Annotated in this window: 14 protein-coding genes; 7 read left to right on the top strand and 7 right to left on the bottom strand. The window is 31.4% G+C overall.

The window, feature by feature from the left end; all coding sequences use genetic code 11:
• Window positions 1-1,099: 1,099 nt before the first annotated feature.
• A complete protein-coding gene (locus JNUCC51_RS16090; RefSeq protein ID WP_337988863.1) occupies window positions 1,100-2,233 on the bottom strand; it encodes an HNH endonuclease in 1,134 nt (377 codons plus the stop codon).
• Window positions 2,234-2,713: 480 nt separating this feature from the next.
• Window positions 2,714-3,055: a helix-turn-helix domain-containing protein gene (locus tag JNUCC51_RS16095; protein WP_337988864.1), complete on the bottom strand. Its 342-nt coding sequence runs from the start codon at window positions 3,053-3,055 to the stop codon at window positions 2,714-2,716.
• 153 nt (window positions 3,056-3,208) lie between these two features.
• Between JNUCC51_RS16095 and JNUCC51_RS16100 the strand changes: the two genes are divergently transcribed.
• A complete protein-coding gene (locus tag JNUCC51_RS16100) occupies window positions 3,209-3,601 on the top strand; it encodes a hypothetical protein (RefSeq protein WP_337988865.1) in 393 nt (130 codons plus the stop codon).
• 248 nt (window positions 3,602-3,849) lie between these two features.
• Complete coding sequence (locus JNUCC51_RS16105) at window positions 3,850-4,026, top strand: hypothetical protein (protein ID WP_337988866.1); 177 nt, start codon at window positions 3,850-3,852, stop codon at window positions 4,024-4,026.
• Window positions 4,027-4,154: 128 nt separating this feature from the next.
• On the opposite strand, the gene JNUCC51_RS16110 is transcribed toward JNUCC51_RS16105, so the two are convergent.
• On the bottom strand, window positions 4,155-4,811 hold the full coding sequence (locus JNUCC51_RS16110; protein ID WP_337988867.1) for a hypothetical protein: 657 nt from the start codon (window positions 4,809-4,811) through the stop codon (window positions 4,155-4,157).
• A 36-nt stretch (window positions 4,812-4,847) separates the two neighbouring features.
• A complete protein-coding gene (locus JNUCC51_RS16115) occupies window positions 4,848-6,329 on the bottom strand; it encodes a Sau3AI family type II restriction endonuclease (protein ID WP_337988868.1) in 1,482 nt (493 codons plus the stop codon).
• Between the two features lie 136 nt (window positions 6,330-6,465).
• Between JNUCC51_RS16115 and dcm the strand changes: the two genes are divergently transcribed.
• The 3 genes from dcm to JNUCC51_RS16130 all read left to right on the top strand — a co-directional run bounded on the left by dcm (window position 6,466) and on the right by JNUCC51_RS16130 (window position 10,591).
• Complete coding sequence (dcm, locus tag JNUCC51_RS16120; protein ID WP_337988869.1) at window positions 6,466-7,716, top strand: DNA (cytosine-5-)-methyltransferase; 1,251 nt, start codon at window positions 6,466-6,468, stop codon at window positions 7,714-7,716.
• A gap of 466 nt (window positions 7,717-8,182) precedes the next feature.
• Window positions 8,183-8,881, top strand: coding sequence for a hypothetical protein (locus tag JNUCC51_RS16125; RefSeq protein WP_337988870.1), 699 nt, complete (start codon window positions 8,183-8,185; stop codon window positions 8,879-8,881).
• Between the two features lie 78 nt (window positions 8,882-8,959).
• Window positions 8,960-10,591, top strand: coding sequence for a hypothetical protein (locus tag JNUCC51_RS16130; RefSeq protein ID WP_337988871.1), 1,632 nt, complete (start codon window positions 8,960-8,962; stop codon window positions 10,589-10,591).
• 22 nt (window positions 10,592-10,613) lie between these two features.
• Here the strand turns inward: JNUCC51_RS16130 and JNUCC51_RS16135 are convergent, their stop codons facing one another.
• The 3 genes from JNUCC51_RS16135 to JNUCC51_RS16145 form a co-directional block, all read right to left on the bottom strand.
• Window positions 10,614-10,844 (bottom strand): hypothetical protein, encoded by a 231-nt coding sequence (locus tag JNUCC51_RS16135; RefSeq protein ID WP_337988872.1) that lies wholly within the window; start codon window positions 10,842-10,844, stop codon window positions 10,614-10,616.
• Between the two features lie 108 nt (window positions 10,845-10,952).
• Entirely contained in the window at window positions 10,953-11,819 is an 867-nt protein-coding gene (locus JNUCC51_RS16140) for a helix-turn-helix domain-containing protein (RefSeq protein WP_337988873.1), read from the bottom strand.
• Window positions 11,820-12,178: 359 nt separating this feature from the next.
• On the bottom strand, window positions 12,179-12,439 hold the full coding sequence (locus JNUCC51_RS16145; RefSeq protein WP_337988874.1) for a hypothetical protein: 261 nt from the start codon (window positions 12,437-12,439) through the stop codon (window positions 12,179-12,181).
• A 780-nt stretch (window positions 12,440-13,219) separates the two neighbouring features.
• Between JNUCC51_RS16145 and JNUCC51_RS16150 the strand changes: the two genes are divergently transcribed.
• Window positions 13,220-14,686 (top strand): DUF7309 domain-containing protein, encoded by a 1,467-nt coding sequence (locus JNUCC51_RS16150; protein ID WP_337988875.1) that lies wholly within the window; start codon window positions 13,220-13,222, stop codon window positions 14,684-14,686.
• 1,195 nt (window positions 14,687-15,881) lie between these two features.
• Entirely contained in the window at window positions 15,882-18,875 is a 2,994-nt protein-coding gene (locus JNUCC51_RS16155) for a SpaA isopeptide-forming pilin-related protein (protein WP_337988876.1), read from the top strand.
• Window positions 18,876-18,884 lie beyond the last annotated feature (9 nt).

An 18,884-nucleotide genomic window follows, 5' to 3' on the forward strand; every position in this document is an offset into this window, starting at 1 on the left:
TTAGTGATGGTCACATTGTAACCCAAACTTTCAAGTCTTCGAACAGAATATCGAATAATGGATTGTTCTTTTTGTTTATCAAAGAGGCTGGTGCAGCAACCTGAGTAGGATGAATCTCCCATGAGTGCTTCCCGTGAGGGAGCGACAGTCAGTGATACACCGTGGTCGTTGGAGTCAGACTAACGGAAGGGCTCAAGGCATCATAGTTTATCGACCTTCCTCTCCCAGCCGTAGTATACAATACACGTTCTGAGTACATTTTCATCTTCTGTGGTGTAGCGTTGGTTTTGCGCTACATGGATGGCTAACGGGGGGCTCTAATTTAAGAAGGATTTACGCAATACCAAGTTAATCTACAAACTGTGTAGAATCAACTTGGTATTTATGTATTAACAGCAACAATTTATAAGAAAACAGCCTTTTTTTTATTTGCAAGTAAATCTTTATTGGGTTGGGAAAATGAAGCAAGGAGGTGAAATAATCCAGGTAAAACAATCAACATACCAATAATCGCATATATTTGACGCGTACTTAAATCTAAAAATGATGAGGAACCCTAGTGGCATGGTAACTCGAATGAATAGTAGTCGAACTGCACTTAGTTGAGTTAAACAATCTCTAGGAGGTTAATGTTGACAAATTGCTGCACATTGAGCATTGAATAAAGGAAATACCATTCCCAAAAATAATTCACACACCCATGCAATAGGAACTGAATTTACAAAAAACAAGAGTACGAATGAAATACCTCCTCTATGAAACCGAGGTACATAGTTTGATAAGTTTTCGGTTGGTTTACCCCTGTACGACTCAACCAATGTATTGTTGAATAGGTCGTTAACTTCTTGTTGTGAATAACGACTAAGATTACGCACATACCCACCAAAGTAATCGTGGTCTTCAAAATATTTCGCATACTTCTCAAATAATTCATCTCGATGCTGTTCAGTGGCTGTTGCTTTTCTAATCGGCTCTGTATTCCGATATTTGTACGGTAAAAGTATGTCATGAAAGTAGGCTTTCTATCTTAAAAAATGAAGTGCCACTTAATTATTCGCTAAAACTAAAAAGTTCAAAGAGGTTATGCCACTTTGAACTTTTATTTATGCTTAAATACATTGTGAATATGCCAGGCCATATATTCTAGGTTTCGGAGTTTAAGTTGAATTTTAATATTTTCTTTTAGCCCTAGTAACTCAATATTTTTCTTGTCTAATAAACCGGAAAGGATAATAAAACCTTCACTATCAAATGAAATATATCCACTATCAAAAGCAGCGTTATGAGCTGGGCAGAGTAAAAGGCCATTATAAAAATCAATTCTCTCATCATCATTTGAGTCTTTCCATGGCTTAATGTGACTAGCAACCAATAATTCAGGTATATTCATACCACAAACTTTACAAACTGATGAATCTTTTAATAAACTTTCCCGAAATTTCCCCTGAGTGGCTCTTACTTTACGGAGGTATTGTTTTTCACTTGGGAGTGTTACATTATATGTATTATCAATTGATTCTTTATATTTTGAGTTCAATGGATTAAGGTTCATAGGCCCATTCTCAAGGAAATTAATCCATTCCTTTGGAGCATACTTTTGATTATCTCCATTAATATTTTTTAATTGAGCTAACCATTCTCTACTTACACCTTCCGGCTCAATATTTATCATGGTGAGATGAGCTTTGTAGTTCTGAAACTGATTTGGCAATTCTCCAAATGTTTTAAGTTCTAACGCTTGGTCACGTGTTTTTCCTTTTACACCAGGCACAGCTACACCTAGAAATTCAACATTTAAACCAACACCGGTAGATTCAAAAACAAACATAGGAGGGATAGTTTTTCTAGCATCAGAAGGACCATAAGCTTTTACGAAGATATCCTTAAGCCATGCATTACCTTTTTGTTTGGTATTTAAATAGTGATTTCCCGGTTCTTTATTATCGCCGTAATAAATAAAAGTACCTGTTGATTTGTTGTAAGTATCAGGCCATTCTTTTATTTTTCCTGTAGAAAAAATGACTCCATAAGCTATTACTTTAGTAGTTTTCCCATTTAACTCTTTTGTAGATTTTCTAAATCCACCTCTATTTCCCACACTTTTCGTAAATCCATCAACCTTAAATAATTTGGTTAGGGGATCATCAGCAGCGGGATTCCCTTTTGATCCACCTTCATAAATAGAATTAATGAGTAGTGGAGCTTTACTAAGCTCTTCGTATTTGAACCGCAATTTTAACCTCTCCTAAAAAGTACAACTATTGAGTTGCTCGAACTTAAGGTTTATTAAAGAAAATACATTGCCCACGTAACTTAATTTTTATCAAACGTAGTCAAATAATTTTAATCCTAGCTAAACCCTTGTAAAAACTGTTGTTATAGTATTTTGAATAGATGACGGTTTTCGACTCCTGCCGTCTCCATACTACGATTTCATTCAGTTACAATGAACGTCAAACCCTTGTATATCAAGGTTTTTTAATTTTGCCTTATGTCATATAGTTTCATTGAGTATCGTTCGACCGAAGTCAAAGCATAGTCGTTCAACTACAATTCAAAGTGGCTGGCGAACTTCTGTTAGCTTATTCTTTCATTTTCTTCGTAACGTGTGCATAGATGTTCATTGTCGTTTGTACATCACTATGGCCTAAACGATTGTTGTAGCTGCACCAATACGCAATAAATTTCTCTCTTAAAGATTATTATCAAACAACTACTCATTATCTTTCCAAGCAATTAAAGACTCAATAAACTTTAGAACGGCTCTTTGATCTTTCTTAGAACGACCTTCTAACAGACGTACCATTTCCTCTAATTCAAAGCTAAGCACTTTTGGATGTCTTTCTTTATCATCAAATAGCTCTTCTAATGTAATTTCTAAAGCCGTGCATACTTTTGTAAGACTTTCAATTGTAGCGTTCTTTTCTCCACGTTCAAGTTGTCCAATATATGTGTTATGCAAGGAAGCGCGATATGCTAGTTCTTCTTGGCTTAGTCCACGTTCTTTACGTAAATAGCGGATTTTTTCGCCAACTACATTAACTATATCCGTCATGTAATCACCTCATCATTTAGGATTGATGAGAAATGATATTTTATCCATATACTACAGATATAATTTTAGTTAAAATTAATATATACTATTGATATTTTTAAAGTGGGCAGTTAGTATATAATCAGCCGAAAATGATATAGGGAGTGTGTTGAAATGGATTTAAATTATAGTTTAATGATGAGTTTAGATTATAGTTTAATGATGGATTTAACAGATATAGAGTTGAAGCTAGAAGAGTTGGACGCTGGATATAAGAAAAAGTATTTCCGTAAAGATACGAAAAGAGTATGGAGTTTTAAATGTTATTGTGAGGTAAAAATAGTAAGCAATGTAGCAGATGAATACTTTATTGTATCAATGACACGGAAAAATCCAAACGCAATTGGTCGCCGTTTCTGTTCAAAAGAATGTGCAGATATTTATTGCAATGAGCAGCGTAATAAATTGATAGTTGAACGTGAACGGATTATTGGAGAAAGAAGAATGATGAGGGAGGTTTATGAAGAAGCGGAGCGGAAGTTTATAGCCATAAGGGGGAAAAGTTAAATAATGGTTATTGGAAGCATGTAATATTGATAAATGGATGCTGTTCATGTTCTATGAAAATTTTATAAATGGTACTTCATCTACCACCATATTCTTTTGCAATATTCGTTTGCTCTTTCATCACTTTCGAATAGATACCAAGTCGCTCTCGTTTACGAGTCTGAGTGACTATTTTTTCAACAATCTATTTCTTTTTGTTGATCTACTGAAAATAGTCGTGTACCATTGAATTAAAGGTAGGTGATTCAATGAGTGCCCAAAGAATAGAAAATATACTAACAACACTAGTCATTGCCCTTATTATTCAAATGTTTGCTGAAGAGATTGCATATTTGGCGGAGTTTGTTAAAGCGAATAAAATTGATTTTTTTATGGTAACTTGTATGATCATCATTATTGGATTATTAATTTATAGACGTAAATAGAGGTTATAGAAGTGTATTTCTGAGCCAACAAAAAGTAAGCGTAGCTAATAATCGCCACGCTTATTTTTTCTAATTGTGTAATTTAATACACCCTTTTTAGTATAAGAAGAAATTTTATGCCAATGCCATCACTTTATATCTAGTGAACTACGTTTTACTAAATGATGAGATACTACAGCACCAGAATTTAATAATTCATTTTTATCCATTACAATGTTAATCGGAGCTTCTGGAAGGTGGCTGGAGTAATGATAACGAGATTTAGATGTATTGCTTAAATATTCTTGTCTTCCATTCCTACCATCAGCAAGAATATTACTTTCGATGGTATTTAAGGTATCGACATTAATATTATATGTGTAATCTAAGTAGCTTAATAATTTTTGACGTGAGATTAATAAAGCAATTACATAATGAATATCAGTAATTTGAAGATCTTGAAGATTACACTCGTTTCTTTTAACCCAACAAAGCAAGTAGTGGGTTGTTATTTTATGTTCGTCAAATAACCATCCAATTCTACGTACACCATTAGTATTAATGTAACTTAACTCTAAGGCGAAAGTATTGATAGGTTTAGGAATACTCAAAAGCCCCTTTTCATCGATTAAAAGATTTATATTATTTTGAGTAAGTATTGTATCAATACCTAAATGCTGGTTATTCATATCATGTACACGTTCATATATAATATCGTTTAATCGTGGATAGTAAAAATCATCTAAATAATTTGCTAAAATTTGCTCAGCATTTAAATCAAGCGTAAATTGATTATTATTTCGCATTATTTCATCCCTTTAAACATAAAGTATTTTTAGTTTTTAGTGTTTCAAATCTTCATTTAATATACTAAGGATATAAGTATTATTTAACCAAAAACTCTGCTTCGTCATGATACGCCCATCTGGTAACTCATCCCCATCAGCAGGATTATTACCAACGATTTCACCTGTTTCTAAGACATAATAGCGTTTATTTGTATGGGGGCGAATATGAATTACATCATTATCGTTTTTCTTAGGGAAATTGTTTTTTACTTCAAAGTCAATGCCGTTTTCTTTGAACTTTTTATATAGAATAGGTCCTTCAATTACGACTTTTTGTATGCTTTCCCAACCTTTTCTTGCTTCTTCTAAATCTTTATAGGGCATATTCCAAAGTTGGCATCCTCTTAATACATAGTCGTTCCCTAGTTTTTTGTAAACAACAAATAAATAACGTTTCGAACTTAAATCATTATAGAAAATAGATTCTTCCCATTCTTCATTGATAAGTTCTTTAAATTTAAAAGAAGGAAACGAAATGTTTTCTTTCATGTTTCCGTTTTCTTCAATCCGAATAGCTTTTACTTCGATATTTGCTTTAATAAACTCTTCAGCTTGGTTCGATTTTATACCCAACATACGATAAGCTAGAGAACTATAGAAATTTTTTGATCCAGGTTTTACACTAAATTCTTTACTAAGTTGAATACTTGTTTTTCCTTTATGCTCGTTTATTGTATTAATAATAAGAGTTTCGAAAGTTTGATTGTCGGATTTGCTTACATTATTCAAAATAGACTCATATGTATTAACTTGATTAAGAACATATTTATTTAACAGGTAGGTCATGTATGACTGTTTAAAACAAAATGCCCGTTTCGGTGCTTTAATATCAGGTGCGTAAAATTCTTGAGGGACTAGGCTTTTAATAGCGGTAGATCCTTTTGTACAGGCCCCCAAATACATCGTCTCACCTTCTGACAATTCATGGGCACGACCCTCTCTTACTTTTGTAATGATTTTCTCATAGTCCTGCTGAATGATTTTTAAATCCTCTTCAGGTGGAGAAAAAAGAGTTACAAAATCGATAGGATAGTCAATTCTTTGCAAATCACGATTTCGTAAATAATGAATTAACAGTGTTAAGCGGAATTTACTATAAGCATGTGAGTAAAAAAAGTTTTCTTCTACTGGTTCTGTGTAACTAATCATCGTGATGACTAGGCGTTCTCCAGCTGAATAGCCCCCTTTTTTTCCTATTTCATAAGGTGTTACTTTTAGTTCTACACCAGCTTTTGGAAAATCGGGCTCTTGATCATTATTAATCTCATATTCAAAGTGGTATTTTTCAATTAAATGACCCATTCCACCTTTATATCTGGGATTGTTTACTTTTGTTATAGTCTCCAGTTTTAAATCTTCTTCAATCGCTGCAGCATTGATTACATCAGAGAAGTTTTTTCCAATTAGTTTTTCACCATATTCTTTAATACTTAATGGATTTGCATCATCATATTTTAAAATAGTAATACCTCCCATAATTTAGGTCTTTAATCAATGATAGCTTAAACTGTCAATTAAAAATACAAGAAAATGATTATTTGAAAAAACTTTAAAGTTGATCTTTTTTTAAACATGATTTATAATACGAATATATAGAAAGGATGTTCGTAATATGAGTAAAAACCTAAATGTTGTGGAATTATTCGCAGGTGTTGGTGGTTTTCGTCTTGGTTTAGAGAAGGTTGACAAGAAATTTTTTGAAACAGTATGGGCCAATCAGTGGGAACCTTCAAAAAAGGCCCAGGATGCTTATGAATGTTATAAAAGCCACTTTACTGAAGGTGAAGTAAGTAATGAGGATATTACAACGGTAGCCGATAGTAAGTTCAGCTCATTACACATAGATTTATTAGTTGGAGGCTTTCCGTGCCAAGACTATAGTGTGAGTCGCTCGTTGAATAATGAACAGGGCATAAACGGCAAAAAAGGTGTTCTATTTTGGGAGATTAAACGTGTCTTAGAAAATAGTCATCCGAAATATGTTTTATTGGAAAATGTGGATCGCCTGATTAAATCCCCATCGAAGCAGCGTGGACGAGATTTTGCCATCATGTTGGCTGTATTCCGTGACTTAGATTATATCGTTGAATGGCGTGTAATTAATGCGAGTGAGTATGGAAATGCACAACGTCGACGTAGAGTTTTTATTTTTGCATATAAAAATAATCTAAGTTTTGCTAATCAGCAAATGAAGTTAGATAAGGAAGAAATTTTATTTAAAGAAGGCTTCTTTGCACGTACTTTCCCAGTATCGAATGAACCTTATAGAAATCGCCGTGCATCCGTTGATTTGCCTAAAGATATTGTTGAAATCTCGGATAATTTTGCTTTTGGTTTCCATACAGCTGGTATTATGATCAATGGTAGTGTTCATACCGTTCAACCGGAACCAATCGTAAAGAATCCTATTCCATTAAAGGACATTTTACTTCCGGAAGACATGGTTGATGAAGAATATTACTTAAATGAAGCAGCTATTGAAAAGTTTAGTTATTTACGTGGACCTAAAAAAATTGAACGAACTTCTGCTGATGGGCATAAATACATTTATTCTGAGGGTGGTATGTCTCCTACAGATGATTTAGAATTACCTGGCCGAACAATGCTTACCAGTGAAGGAACTGTAAATAGAAGTTCACATATAGTTGAAGTTAATGGTCGAAAACGTTTCCTAACCCCACTTGAATGCGAGCGATTAAATGGATTTGATGATAACTGGACGGAAGGCCTGCCTAAACGTATGCGATACTTTTGTATGGGAAATGCTCTTGTAGTGGATTTAATTAAAGACATGGGTACGAAGATTAAGGAAATTGATTTATTAGAACAAGAACATGCTACACAAATAACTTTAGGGATTTAATACACAGAGTTTTCTCTGTGTATTTTTTTATAAAGAGGTGGGGGATTATGCTAGTGATGAAGCACTGAGAGAAAGATTATTAGAACTCAAGTAGAAAGTTTGAAAAAGTAATTATCAAATTAAAGAGAAAATTAAAAAGATTAACAGTTATGGTATATATTACCACAATTGTTGAGCTTTTAGTGTTCAGAGAGAGTTTCATTATATCGACATTTAAACTTTTTATATTATTTTATAAGACTTTATTGTAAATAGATTAAAATCCTAATTAGTCACTGAAAAATATTCATATAAGAATATTTTCCTATATCAAACAAATATATAGTTTAATATCAGGGAAAGGAGGTGAAAATATGGGAATATCCAATATTCCCCATTAAAGAGGAATAGCTTAGAGGAAATTAAAATCAGGATTAATAAATTATTTCCACCAGCACATTAAATATTAAAGATGGGAGAGAATATTATGAACAACTTAAAATTAAAGGTGGCCTGTTTTCTTTGTATAGGGTTTATTTTTCTAGGGGTAGATAAGGAAGTAAATGCTGCTAATTGGGATCCAGAAGATATCGATCAATTGGACAATAATACAATGCCTGATGAAGTTAAAGAAAGATTAAAACTAGAAAACCAACCAGAATTAGATGAAGTGAATAAGGAAGATTATCCACAATATAACCCTAATTTAACCCCTTCTGATGGGATTATAGTTCCGTATGCTACTAAGATTTACCCAGGTGCTTCTACTTCTGATTCTAGATCATCTTCTAACTTTGGCGGGAAAGGTCAAAATGTAATATATGGAAAAGTGGATAATGGTGGGACATGGTCAAGTTTAGCTTATTATAGTTTTAGTGGATGGGGGTATACAGGGTACTCTGGTGCAGGAACAATTTCAGATATGAAATCTACGGTTTCTGTAAGTGCTACGGGAGTAATACCTAATATTTCTACAGACGGAAGTGCTTGGTCTCTTTTAAAGGGGACAAAAACAATTGCTACAGCAGGAAAAATAAAAGGTGAGAAATATGCGCAATCGAATTTCTCAAATGTAAAAATTCAAAATATATCGACACTTTATACTGTTTTTGAAAATGAATCATATTTAAATATATCGGGTGTTGGAAGTGAGACTTGGTATGAAGATATTTGGTTTTGGTTCTAAAAAAATATAGAAGCTTTAAGAATATAGGTATTCTATATACCTATATTCTTTGTGTATATTTAGAAAGGAAGAAACTAAATGACTAAATATAAAGTTTTTATTGGAGCATTTACTATAATCAGCTTAATTTTAATTATATATTTTTTAAATTTAAATAATTTATTTTCTCATGAAAAAATTTTAGAAGAAAAAAATAAAATATCGTTAGATAAAGAATGGACTAAACATACAGCATCTAAAATATTATCAGCTAAGAACGATGGTTTTTTTTATGATTTTTATATAGACAATAATAGAGAACCTAATATAGATGAAACCCTTCGTTATGCAGAAGTTTATTTGTTATTAAATAAAGAAATCCCAACTTCTACTTATGTATATCTAAAACAATTTAATACAGAATCTAGTTTAATAAATAGTTTAAAGAAAAACTATTTATTAAATAATCTTAAAGTCGTTAATTCGAAAAGTATTATAGAAATTATAAATGATACTAATAAAAATGACTTGGAAAAAATATCAAATCTTTTTTTTATTCTTAAATATAGCAATTTTAGTGAAGATGTTAAAATTGTCATAAATGAATATCTAAGATTCATTGATCTTTCAATTTTAGAAATTACAGAGGGACAATTCGGAAACATTTACGAATACAGTTTTTTGACTTCAAAAGTCAACTTTGAGTCATCTTTAAAAGCGGAAGAATTTTTTAACGTTTTAGTTAAAGAGCTGGAGAATGGAGGGGAAAGTTTGACCGATATTTTCTATTTGCAAGGAATTGTAAAGTTTTTAGATGGTGATATTCCTAATAAATATTTAGAAAAAATAAGTTGTTTTTTGAATGATTATGTCAATGATAATTCTCTTAGTATTGTTGATTTATATATAATCACTACCATTATGGATACATTGGAAATAGAAAACAATAAACTGTATTCGGTATTATATAAAATACATGAGAAAAATGTGAAGAGTTTTTCAACTGAAAATGGTGGTTTTACTGCAAAAAGAATTATAAAACCTAGTATTTCTTCTGATTTATTAGCAAGAGTTAACCTTAGTATGTTAGATAAAGAATATAAACCACCTAACCTAGAAAAATACCTTCTTATAGGTGACTATCAAAATTGGCGAATAAAAATGATAACTTTTATGAATTTTGAGGGTGCATTAAAATATCAGAACGAAATAAAAAAAGATATTATATCTTTTAATAAAATACTTAAATCCACTAACATACAAAAAATAGATAATGTATTGATAGAAAATATTTATTATATAACAGAGTTTTATAAATTTTTAAATATAGAATTTGAAAAAGAAGATTCTCGATATTATACTGATATTATTTGTGAGTTATTTAAAGAATTTGAGATACTTAACTCTACTGAACAACGCTATCTTATAAATTCTATGGTGAATTTGGATTATGAATTTGATAAAGATTTAGTTCATCAAGAAATTATAAATTATTATAATGAAAAACAAGGTATTTTTATTAGGGATGATAGAAATGATATACTTCTTAATTATGATTATTGTTATATTTTGAATATACTGAATAAAAGAGGGGATTTATTTTATAATGAGATTTTATTGAAGTTTATTAATAATTCTGGGGGATTTAACACAGTCATGAAAGATAACAACTCTACCTCTTTAATTTCTACTTATTATGGCTTGTTATATTATTATGAAATTAACTCATAATTTCAAAAGGTGAGCATCCTACTCACCTTTGTTTTAAAATAACTTTATTGAGTAGGAAAACAATTAAACGAATAAATAAAATATAAATAAATGATTCAATAAAACTTGTAAATAAAATAAATACATATCGACCAAAAGTTTCAAATTCTAGTTTATTTGTTAAATAATTTTGTATTGACCAATCAAAGAATAAATTCTTATAACTAAGAAATAAAAATATCCCTAATAATATAACCCAATACATTATAGTCATTTCGAAACGAGCTCCTTTTTTTAGCATAATACACACCTCTTTTATCCTGAATATTCATAATTATATAATATAGAGAGTTTCACAATAGAATATTATTTTTCATACATATCAAACTTTATAATTTAGGCTTTCCACTTCATCGTTTAATTGATCTAATAAATCTGTTTCATCTAAAGCTTTTAATAAATTAAAGCCTTTATTGAACCAAAAAACTGTTTTACTTTCCTTATTAATTTGATTTAAACAAATTCCTTTCCTGATATAACAAACTGAAATATTTGAATATTCCTTGTGGATTTTACATATTGATATTGCATTTTCAATATAAATTAATGCTTCTTTATATTCTCTGTTTTTTATCAAAATTATAGAGAAGTTTAATAAGCAATTAATTTTTATTTTTTCTATCCCTTTAAAATTTTTGTATTTATCTATTCCCCTAAATAAATATTTAATGATTTCCCTACCATTTTGAACTGGGAAGAAAAATAACATTGAATTCAATAAATAGATATCCGAAATATATAAATGATTTCTTTTGCCTAAATGGGTCCATATTTTACTTATTCCTTTTCGAGCTTTTTCTATATTATTTGTTTTCAAAAGTGTCATTAAAGATGTACATATTTCCTCAATAGCCTCTATTAGGAAATCATCTCCTTCTTTTGGATATTTCTCAATATCATTTAGTAAATTTTTAATTGCCTTTTTATCATTATATGTAAGACTGTGAAATTTCTGTATTATGTTATTCCGTTTAGTAATTCTAAAGCCATTATTAATATATATAAACTCTTCTAAGGACATTTCTAATCTGCTTAAAATTGCAATTAATGATCTCCCGCTAATTTCCAAATTTAAATTCTCGAATTTAGAAAGATTACCTTGAGTTAGTATTTCGTTAGAAATATAGGTCTGGGTTAATCCTTTATTTGTTCGAATCAACTTTATTGCTTTACCAAGATTAATATTCATAAAAGAACACCTCCGTAAAAATGTTAAATGATTAACACGTATAAACCTTGCTTTATGAAATATTAACATTTATATATTGAAATTAACTTTTTGAAATTTTTACCATATGGAAGGTTTATGTGAATGTGTAAAAAATATAATGAAAAATCGCCTTATAAGGTGATAAGGAGTAAAGAAATGACAGCCTTTTATTCAAGAAAGAATCAAGTAAAACAACAACAAAGAGCAGTAAATTACCCAGTCATTTATTGTTTTAGATGGCAATAAAGAAGCTTATAAAATCATGATCCATTGAACTCCCTTCCAACAGGGATTGAAATAACGATGCAGCTTCTGAATATATAAGCCCATTTCCTTCACTAAAACAATAATAAATGCCATTTCAGGGTTTCTAGTTGCTTAGCAAGGCTAATCAATGCTTGATATTCTAATTCTGTAGGGCGACAATCAATCCCACCGAAACGTCTTCTCTCTAAATTAAAATTGATATATTTTTCACTCACTACTTGGTTACTACTTAGTAAATACCGAGTTTGAAGGATTTGGATATGAAAATGACGTATAGTAGCTAAATCATTTTTAACTGTAGCAGTTGATTTTCCTTCACTTTGTACGTTCAATAACGTATTCTACGAGATTCTTGTTTTGTATGTTAGCAAGTACGGTTAACATTGCGAAGAATCCGATGTATTTTATTCCATTATGAAGCATTATATTTCTCGCTATACAAGTAGTAACTTCACCGTAAACGTTTTAAAACTAATAGGGAACCAATAGTAATGTGAAAATAATTGTCATTATTAAACTGTTTGTTTTCATAATCATTCGCTTTTACTTTATCCCCGGCTATGTTAATAACATACCATTAGCAATAAAATTTTAAAAATCAACTTTTGATGCAAATTAAACAAAAATTGATAAAATTCAGAAAAAAATACTTGGTTTTGAAGTTTGATACCACAGATGATACTTATAAGAAAGAAAAAAGCCTAGTAAAAACTAGACTTCTGCATTTAAATATTAGTATTAAAGTACACATAATTCCTTCAGAGAACCTTATGCCACCAGTAGGTCCGTTCAATGTGAATTAGAAATAATAGTTTTTCAAAATCAACTTTTGTCAATAATTGAACAAAAATTGATAAAAGTTCAGGAAAATCCTTTGCTTTTTAACACGTCAAGTATTGAGGTGTGTAACATTGGTGAGGAATAGATTTTGAAGTATTGCACTACTGATAGGTTGTTAGTAAAGTGAATAGAAAGTGGTTCACTTTGAAAATAGCTATTAAGTAGAAATATTTAATGAAGAGATAGTAAGTGAATATTGCACATGTTGTGAATTTAGATTAAGTGGTAGCTTCATCAGCATCCTTTAACAAGTAGAAGAAAGAGGGTATACAATGATACAGTTACATATCGAAAGTAAGAAAAAACCGGAAATTTATCGAAAGTTATTGTTACCGATGAACAGTAGTTTTTCCTTGCTAGATGAATCAATATTACTAAGTTTTGATTTGGATGGGGCGGACTATTTTGATTTTGAAATGGTTAAAAAAAATGGACGAGTATCTAAACAAAAGATTTGTTTTTTACCTAAAAATGCTGCGGATTTAGATACAGATGAAGAGTTGGTCGAGGAATGGTTTATAAAATCTGGTGATGAAGCCATTGCACATGTAATTAATAGGAGTCATTCATTTACTATTCGATTAGATAGCTATGTGGAATTACCGATGAACTCTGAAATTCCTATATGTATTGCTGGGGAAGGCAATATTCATACAGGTAAAATGGACAAGATTGATTTGGAGGAAATTAATGAATGGATACGTGGGTATGGTGAGGTAGATCATTTACTCGAAAGCCAAGATCCAGATTTTCTTACTTTATTGGAGCTTTCTAATGACCTGAAAAAATTAAAGCCATGGCAATATTTTAGGGATGATGAAGTCGTTGCTATTCATTTTGAAGATGTAGATTACAAAGTACTTGTTTCTGTTATGGGAGCTGGTGGTGAAGAGTTTGGATTAATGATTTTTGACATGGAACTTGGCTATAATAGCTTAGAAAAATTTCTTTTTGAGAAAAATTTACCGAGTGATTTTTTCTATGGTTTAAATGCTTTAACTGTGAATTTTGTTGATAGAGAAGAATTAGATACAGCAGATTATCTACTTATTAAAGATAATGGGCTGTCGTATAGAGGAAAGAAGAACTGGATTCAATTCCGTAGCTATTTAGAGGGAACGCATCCTGAAAGGACAAACCATTCAGAGGTAGAACTTTTAATTGATGTTGTAAGTAGGATGATTAATATTACAGAAGCTCGGAAGGATGGCTGGGAATATCCACAAGTAGCTGCACATCAATATCCAACGTTTAAAGTGCAAATGGATGGTGACTTACAAGAGATCTATCTTTTGCAAATAAATATGCCAAAGCCAACGTATGAGTGCTACGAGGAAATTTCGATGTTTGAAAAAGCGAAATATAAGAAAAAGCCTAAAAGCGCATTACAATTGGAATATGATTTATTTTACATGCCTTTTGGCGTAGAATCGGAAGAAACGAACCGCACTGTTTATCCGATTTCAGGTATGCTTGTTGAACGAGGAAGCAATTTAGTTATTGAACACGAATTGCTCCCTATGCCTAAAACACCACCTATTGCACAAGGCTTGTTATGGGCATTTTTACAAGGCTTAGAAGTAAGGCCAAGTAAAATATTTGTTTCTAAAGAGCTAAGACCGATGCTTCAGCCACTAGCAAAAGTTCTAGGGGTGGAGCTTGTAGAAAGTGAACTTCCTGGTATTCGAGAAGTGAGAGATTTTATGAAAACCATGCCAATGGATTTATTTGAAGAATAGTGAATTACGAAACCACACATTTCTGTGATTTTAGCACAGTTAAATGTGTGGTTTTTATAAATGACCTTTTTTCTTTGCATTCTATCCTACTATGTACGATTCTAAGATCATGATGAGCATTCGGAAGAAACCTTGAATATTGAACAGTTAATTTTGTTTAATAATAAACATACTCAATGTTGATTAAAATGACTGTATATCACACAAAATCGTTGAACCCGAAGGATAAGGGTGTAATGCGAAGTGGAAGAAGATATAGCGATATAAAATGCTAGTATAATAAATAATATTGAAAATGTTATAAATAAATAACTTTCATAATGGCGAGTAGGCTGGTATTAGTTTAGCATGCCATTTTTTTTAAATGGATACTCACAAGAAATAATGAACATGGTTTAAGTCGAGTAGTTTCAACAGTTGATTTTATATATAAGAAAGACGGGGGTTTATTATAAACGGAAGATGAGGGCAATTATAAAATTCCATGGAACATAACAGATGGGATGTATTGTTGGGCAAAAGGAAAATCCACTGTAGAATAAGCGGGATCAATCTAAACTGTTCAAATTTAAATGTATTTTATTTTCTTTGTTATACAATGAAATAATACGCCAAAACCGACTACAGCTATACGTAAATAAATAGTAGATCATAGATTTTCGCCTATTTTGATAATTAGTAGGATAAGACTTGTTATGAAAATGAAGAGTCCACCATGTTTCTTTATAAATTTTTTCTATATAATAATATTTCCTATTTTAATAAAATGTTTATTCAACGAGAGCAGAATTCCAATAAATTGATAATGAAAAACAGTAAAAAAATACTCATTGCGGGTAAATTTTTACTGTTTTTTTTGTTATTTAAAGATAAATGAAAAAAATGGAGAACTTTTTAAAATTTATGTAGACAAAAAGTCTGGAATCATTTAGTATTTTTTGAGCGGTCTACTTTGTAATGATTATAAAGTAAGATTAATTGTTTGTGGAGCGGTGAAGGTAGGGCTTATACATGTAATTTTGTCCTATGCTTTGAAGGATTGATTAGAATGTATTCATTTATGACAAGAAGTGAATTGAAGGATAGAGGTACCAACTTATTTTTTGTGACATCCTTTGCAACATTAAGAAAGAATGTATGAAAGTCATCAACAAACACCCATAGGTATCTCTCAGGATTTAGAAAGGAGAAAAATATGAAAAAATTAAACATAGTAGTGATTTTATTACTGATCGTATTCCAAATAGTATTATCACCAATCTCAGTATTTGCGAGCGAAGCGGATGCTAATATTGGAACAACTGAAACAAAAGAAGAACCAGCAGTAGAAGGAAACGGAGCGAATACCAATGAAAGTGCTGGTGTAAGTGATGGGGCAGTAGACAAAGAAACCAGCGTTGTTTCGCCTAAACAATTAGACAACCAAAGTGCTCCTATAGACAAATCAAGCACTCTAACAGACAACCAAAGTGCTCCTATAGACAAATCAAGCACTCTAACAGACAACCAAAGTGCTCCTATAGACAGTCCCAATGCTCCTACAGAAAAGTCAAGTACTCTTGCAGAAGAATCTAAAATTGTCGGAGAAGATAATAACTCAGCAAAATCCGAACAAACTCAAACAAATACGTCTCCTGTAGGAAAAGCGCGAGAACTAAGTAATACTGGTTTTCTCGATAGTGCGCAAATTACAAAAACAAATTTAATATATGGTGAACAAACAGGAATCTATGTAACATTTAGTGAAAAGCCTAATCTCAAATTAAAAACGGGCGATACAATTACGATGACTTTACCTCCGGAATTAAAAGGTTTCAATACGAATATTAATCTAGAAGATTATGGTTCGTGTGATGTTACTAGTGGACAAGTTGTATGTACGTTCAATAGCAAAGTAGAGGAACGTGAAAATATTACAGGTTTCTTTAATTTCTCTATATTAGGGACAAATGTAGAATATGGAATTAAAAAAACGATTTATACGAACTTTGGAACAAGTTTAAGTGAGCAAGCGGTAACAATTACTCACCCAACTAGTGATGGCTCAAGAATCTTTTTCTATAAAGCAGGAGATATTATGCCGGAAAATGCTGATGAAGTTCGCTGGTTCCTAAACTTCAACTTAAAGAAAGAATATCTTGATAGTGATATTGTTTTACAAGATACTTCAAAAGGTGGTCAACAAATAAAGAAAGATAGTTTCAATATCCAAACAAGTGGCCAATTAGGTAATCGTCAATTCACACCTGAAGAGTTTCAAAGTAATGGGTTAGGATATGTGAGTTTTACGAGTGATAATTCATTTAATATAGTAATTAAACAAGGATATGCAAGCTTATCGTCGTTCACTGTAAGTTATAAAACGACGATTACAGCTGAAGGGGTAAATGAAAAATATTTGAAGAATGAATATGATTTGAGTTACAAAGTCAACAACCAATTGCCAGTACATGAGAAAAATGTGGCTCAAGTAAAAAATATTTTAGCCAATGGTTGGGCTGAAGGGAATTTACCAGACAAAGGAACATTAAGAATACTGAAATATATAGATGGTCATAAAGAACAAGTCATTCCAGGTGTTCAATTTAAAGTTTTCTCATCAAATGATCAACAAATTGGCGATTTCTATACAACCGATGACAAAGGAATTGTAGAAGTACCGAACTTGAAAGCTGGTGAGTACTATGTACAAGAAGTATCAGCCCCTGAATATGTCACATTTGACGCAAATAACAAAATTCGATTTAAAATAGAAGCCGGCGCTCCAAAAGGTATTGACTTACCAATTGGAAATAGTTTGAAAAAGACTTCAATTGAAGGAACGAAAACATGGAGCAACGATTGTGAACAAGATCGTCCATCAGAAATTAAAGTAGATTTACTAAAAGACGATGAGGTTATTTCTACAAAAACAGTAACAGCAGAAAATGGCTGGAAATATCAATTTGAAAACTTAGACCAATACACAGTAGAAGGTAAAGAAATCAAATATGCTGTGAAAGAGCAACCAGTAGAAGGGTATAAGTCAAAAGTTGAGGGTTATGATATTTTAAATACAAAAATTCCTAAAGGATCAATTATTTTAACGAAAATAAATGCTGACACTAAAGAAAAATTAGCGGGTGTTGAATTTGCGTTAATTAATGATGAAGGCAAAGTAATTGAAGAAAAATTAGTAACTGATAAAGACGGTCAAATTAAAGTTAATGATCTACCTCCGGGCAAATATGCATTTGTGGAAACAAAAGCATTATATGGATATAAACCTTTATATGAAAAAATGGAATTTTCAATTGGACACGAACAAAAAGAAGATGTTCAAGTAACAGTAGAAAATTTCTATAACAAGACAACGGTAGTATTGACAAAGCATGCTAAAGATAAGCAAGGTCCAGTATTACCTAATGCGGAATTCAAACTTATTAATCAAGAGGGTAAAGTAGTAGAAATAAAATTAGTAACAGATAAGGACGGTCAAATTAAAGTAGATAACTTACGTCCAGGTAAATATGCATTTGTGGAAACAAAAGCACCAAATGGTTATCAACTTGATGCAAAACCAATCGATTTTGAAGTTAGTTTGGTAAACGAAGAATCTGTTATTCAATTACAAGTAGTTAATCAAGTTGAATCAGAAAAACCGATAGAAAATCTAGTGCCTCCCGTGAAACCAGAAAAACCGGTGGAATCAGGTGAACAATCGATAACACCAGAAAAACCGTTAGAACCAAGTGAAAAACCGAAAGACCCAAAAAATGAGAGTAATGTAGTAGAGGAGCCTAAGACGCAAGAGAAAACAGAAAAACCGGTAGAGAGTGAAAAAACACCAAAAATTGAGGGTAAAGTAGTAGAGGGACCAAAGACTCAAGAGAAACCAAAAGATCCAAAAAATGAGCGTAATTTAATAGAGGAGCCGAAGACTCAAGAGAAGTCAGAAAAACCAGTGGAACTTAGTGAAAAACCAAATGACTCAAAAAATGAAGGTAATGTAGTAGAAATGTCATCAAAAGAGCAAACCAACAAAGTTGTTCAAAATCAAAAAGTTGACCAAAAAGATCAAAATACTCTAAATCAAGCTAAACGCTTACCTCAAACAGGAGAAAGTAATACAACCTTATACCAAGTACTTGGTTTAGTTTTAGTAGCACTAGCATGCTTACTATTACGACGTAGTAGAAGAGAAATTTAAAATATAATC

Source organism: Lysinibacillus sp. JNUCC 51 (assembly GCF_015999525.1).
Taxonomy (GTDB): Bacteria; Bacillota; Bacilli; order Bacillales_A; family Planococcaceae; genus Lysinibacillus; species Lysinibacillus xylanilyticus.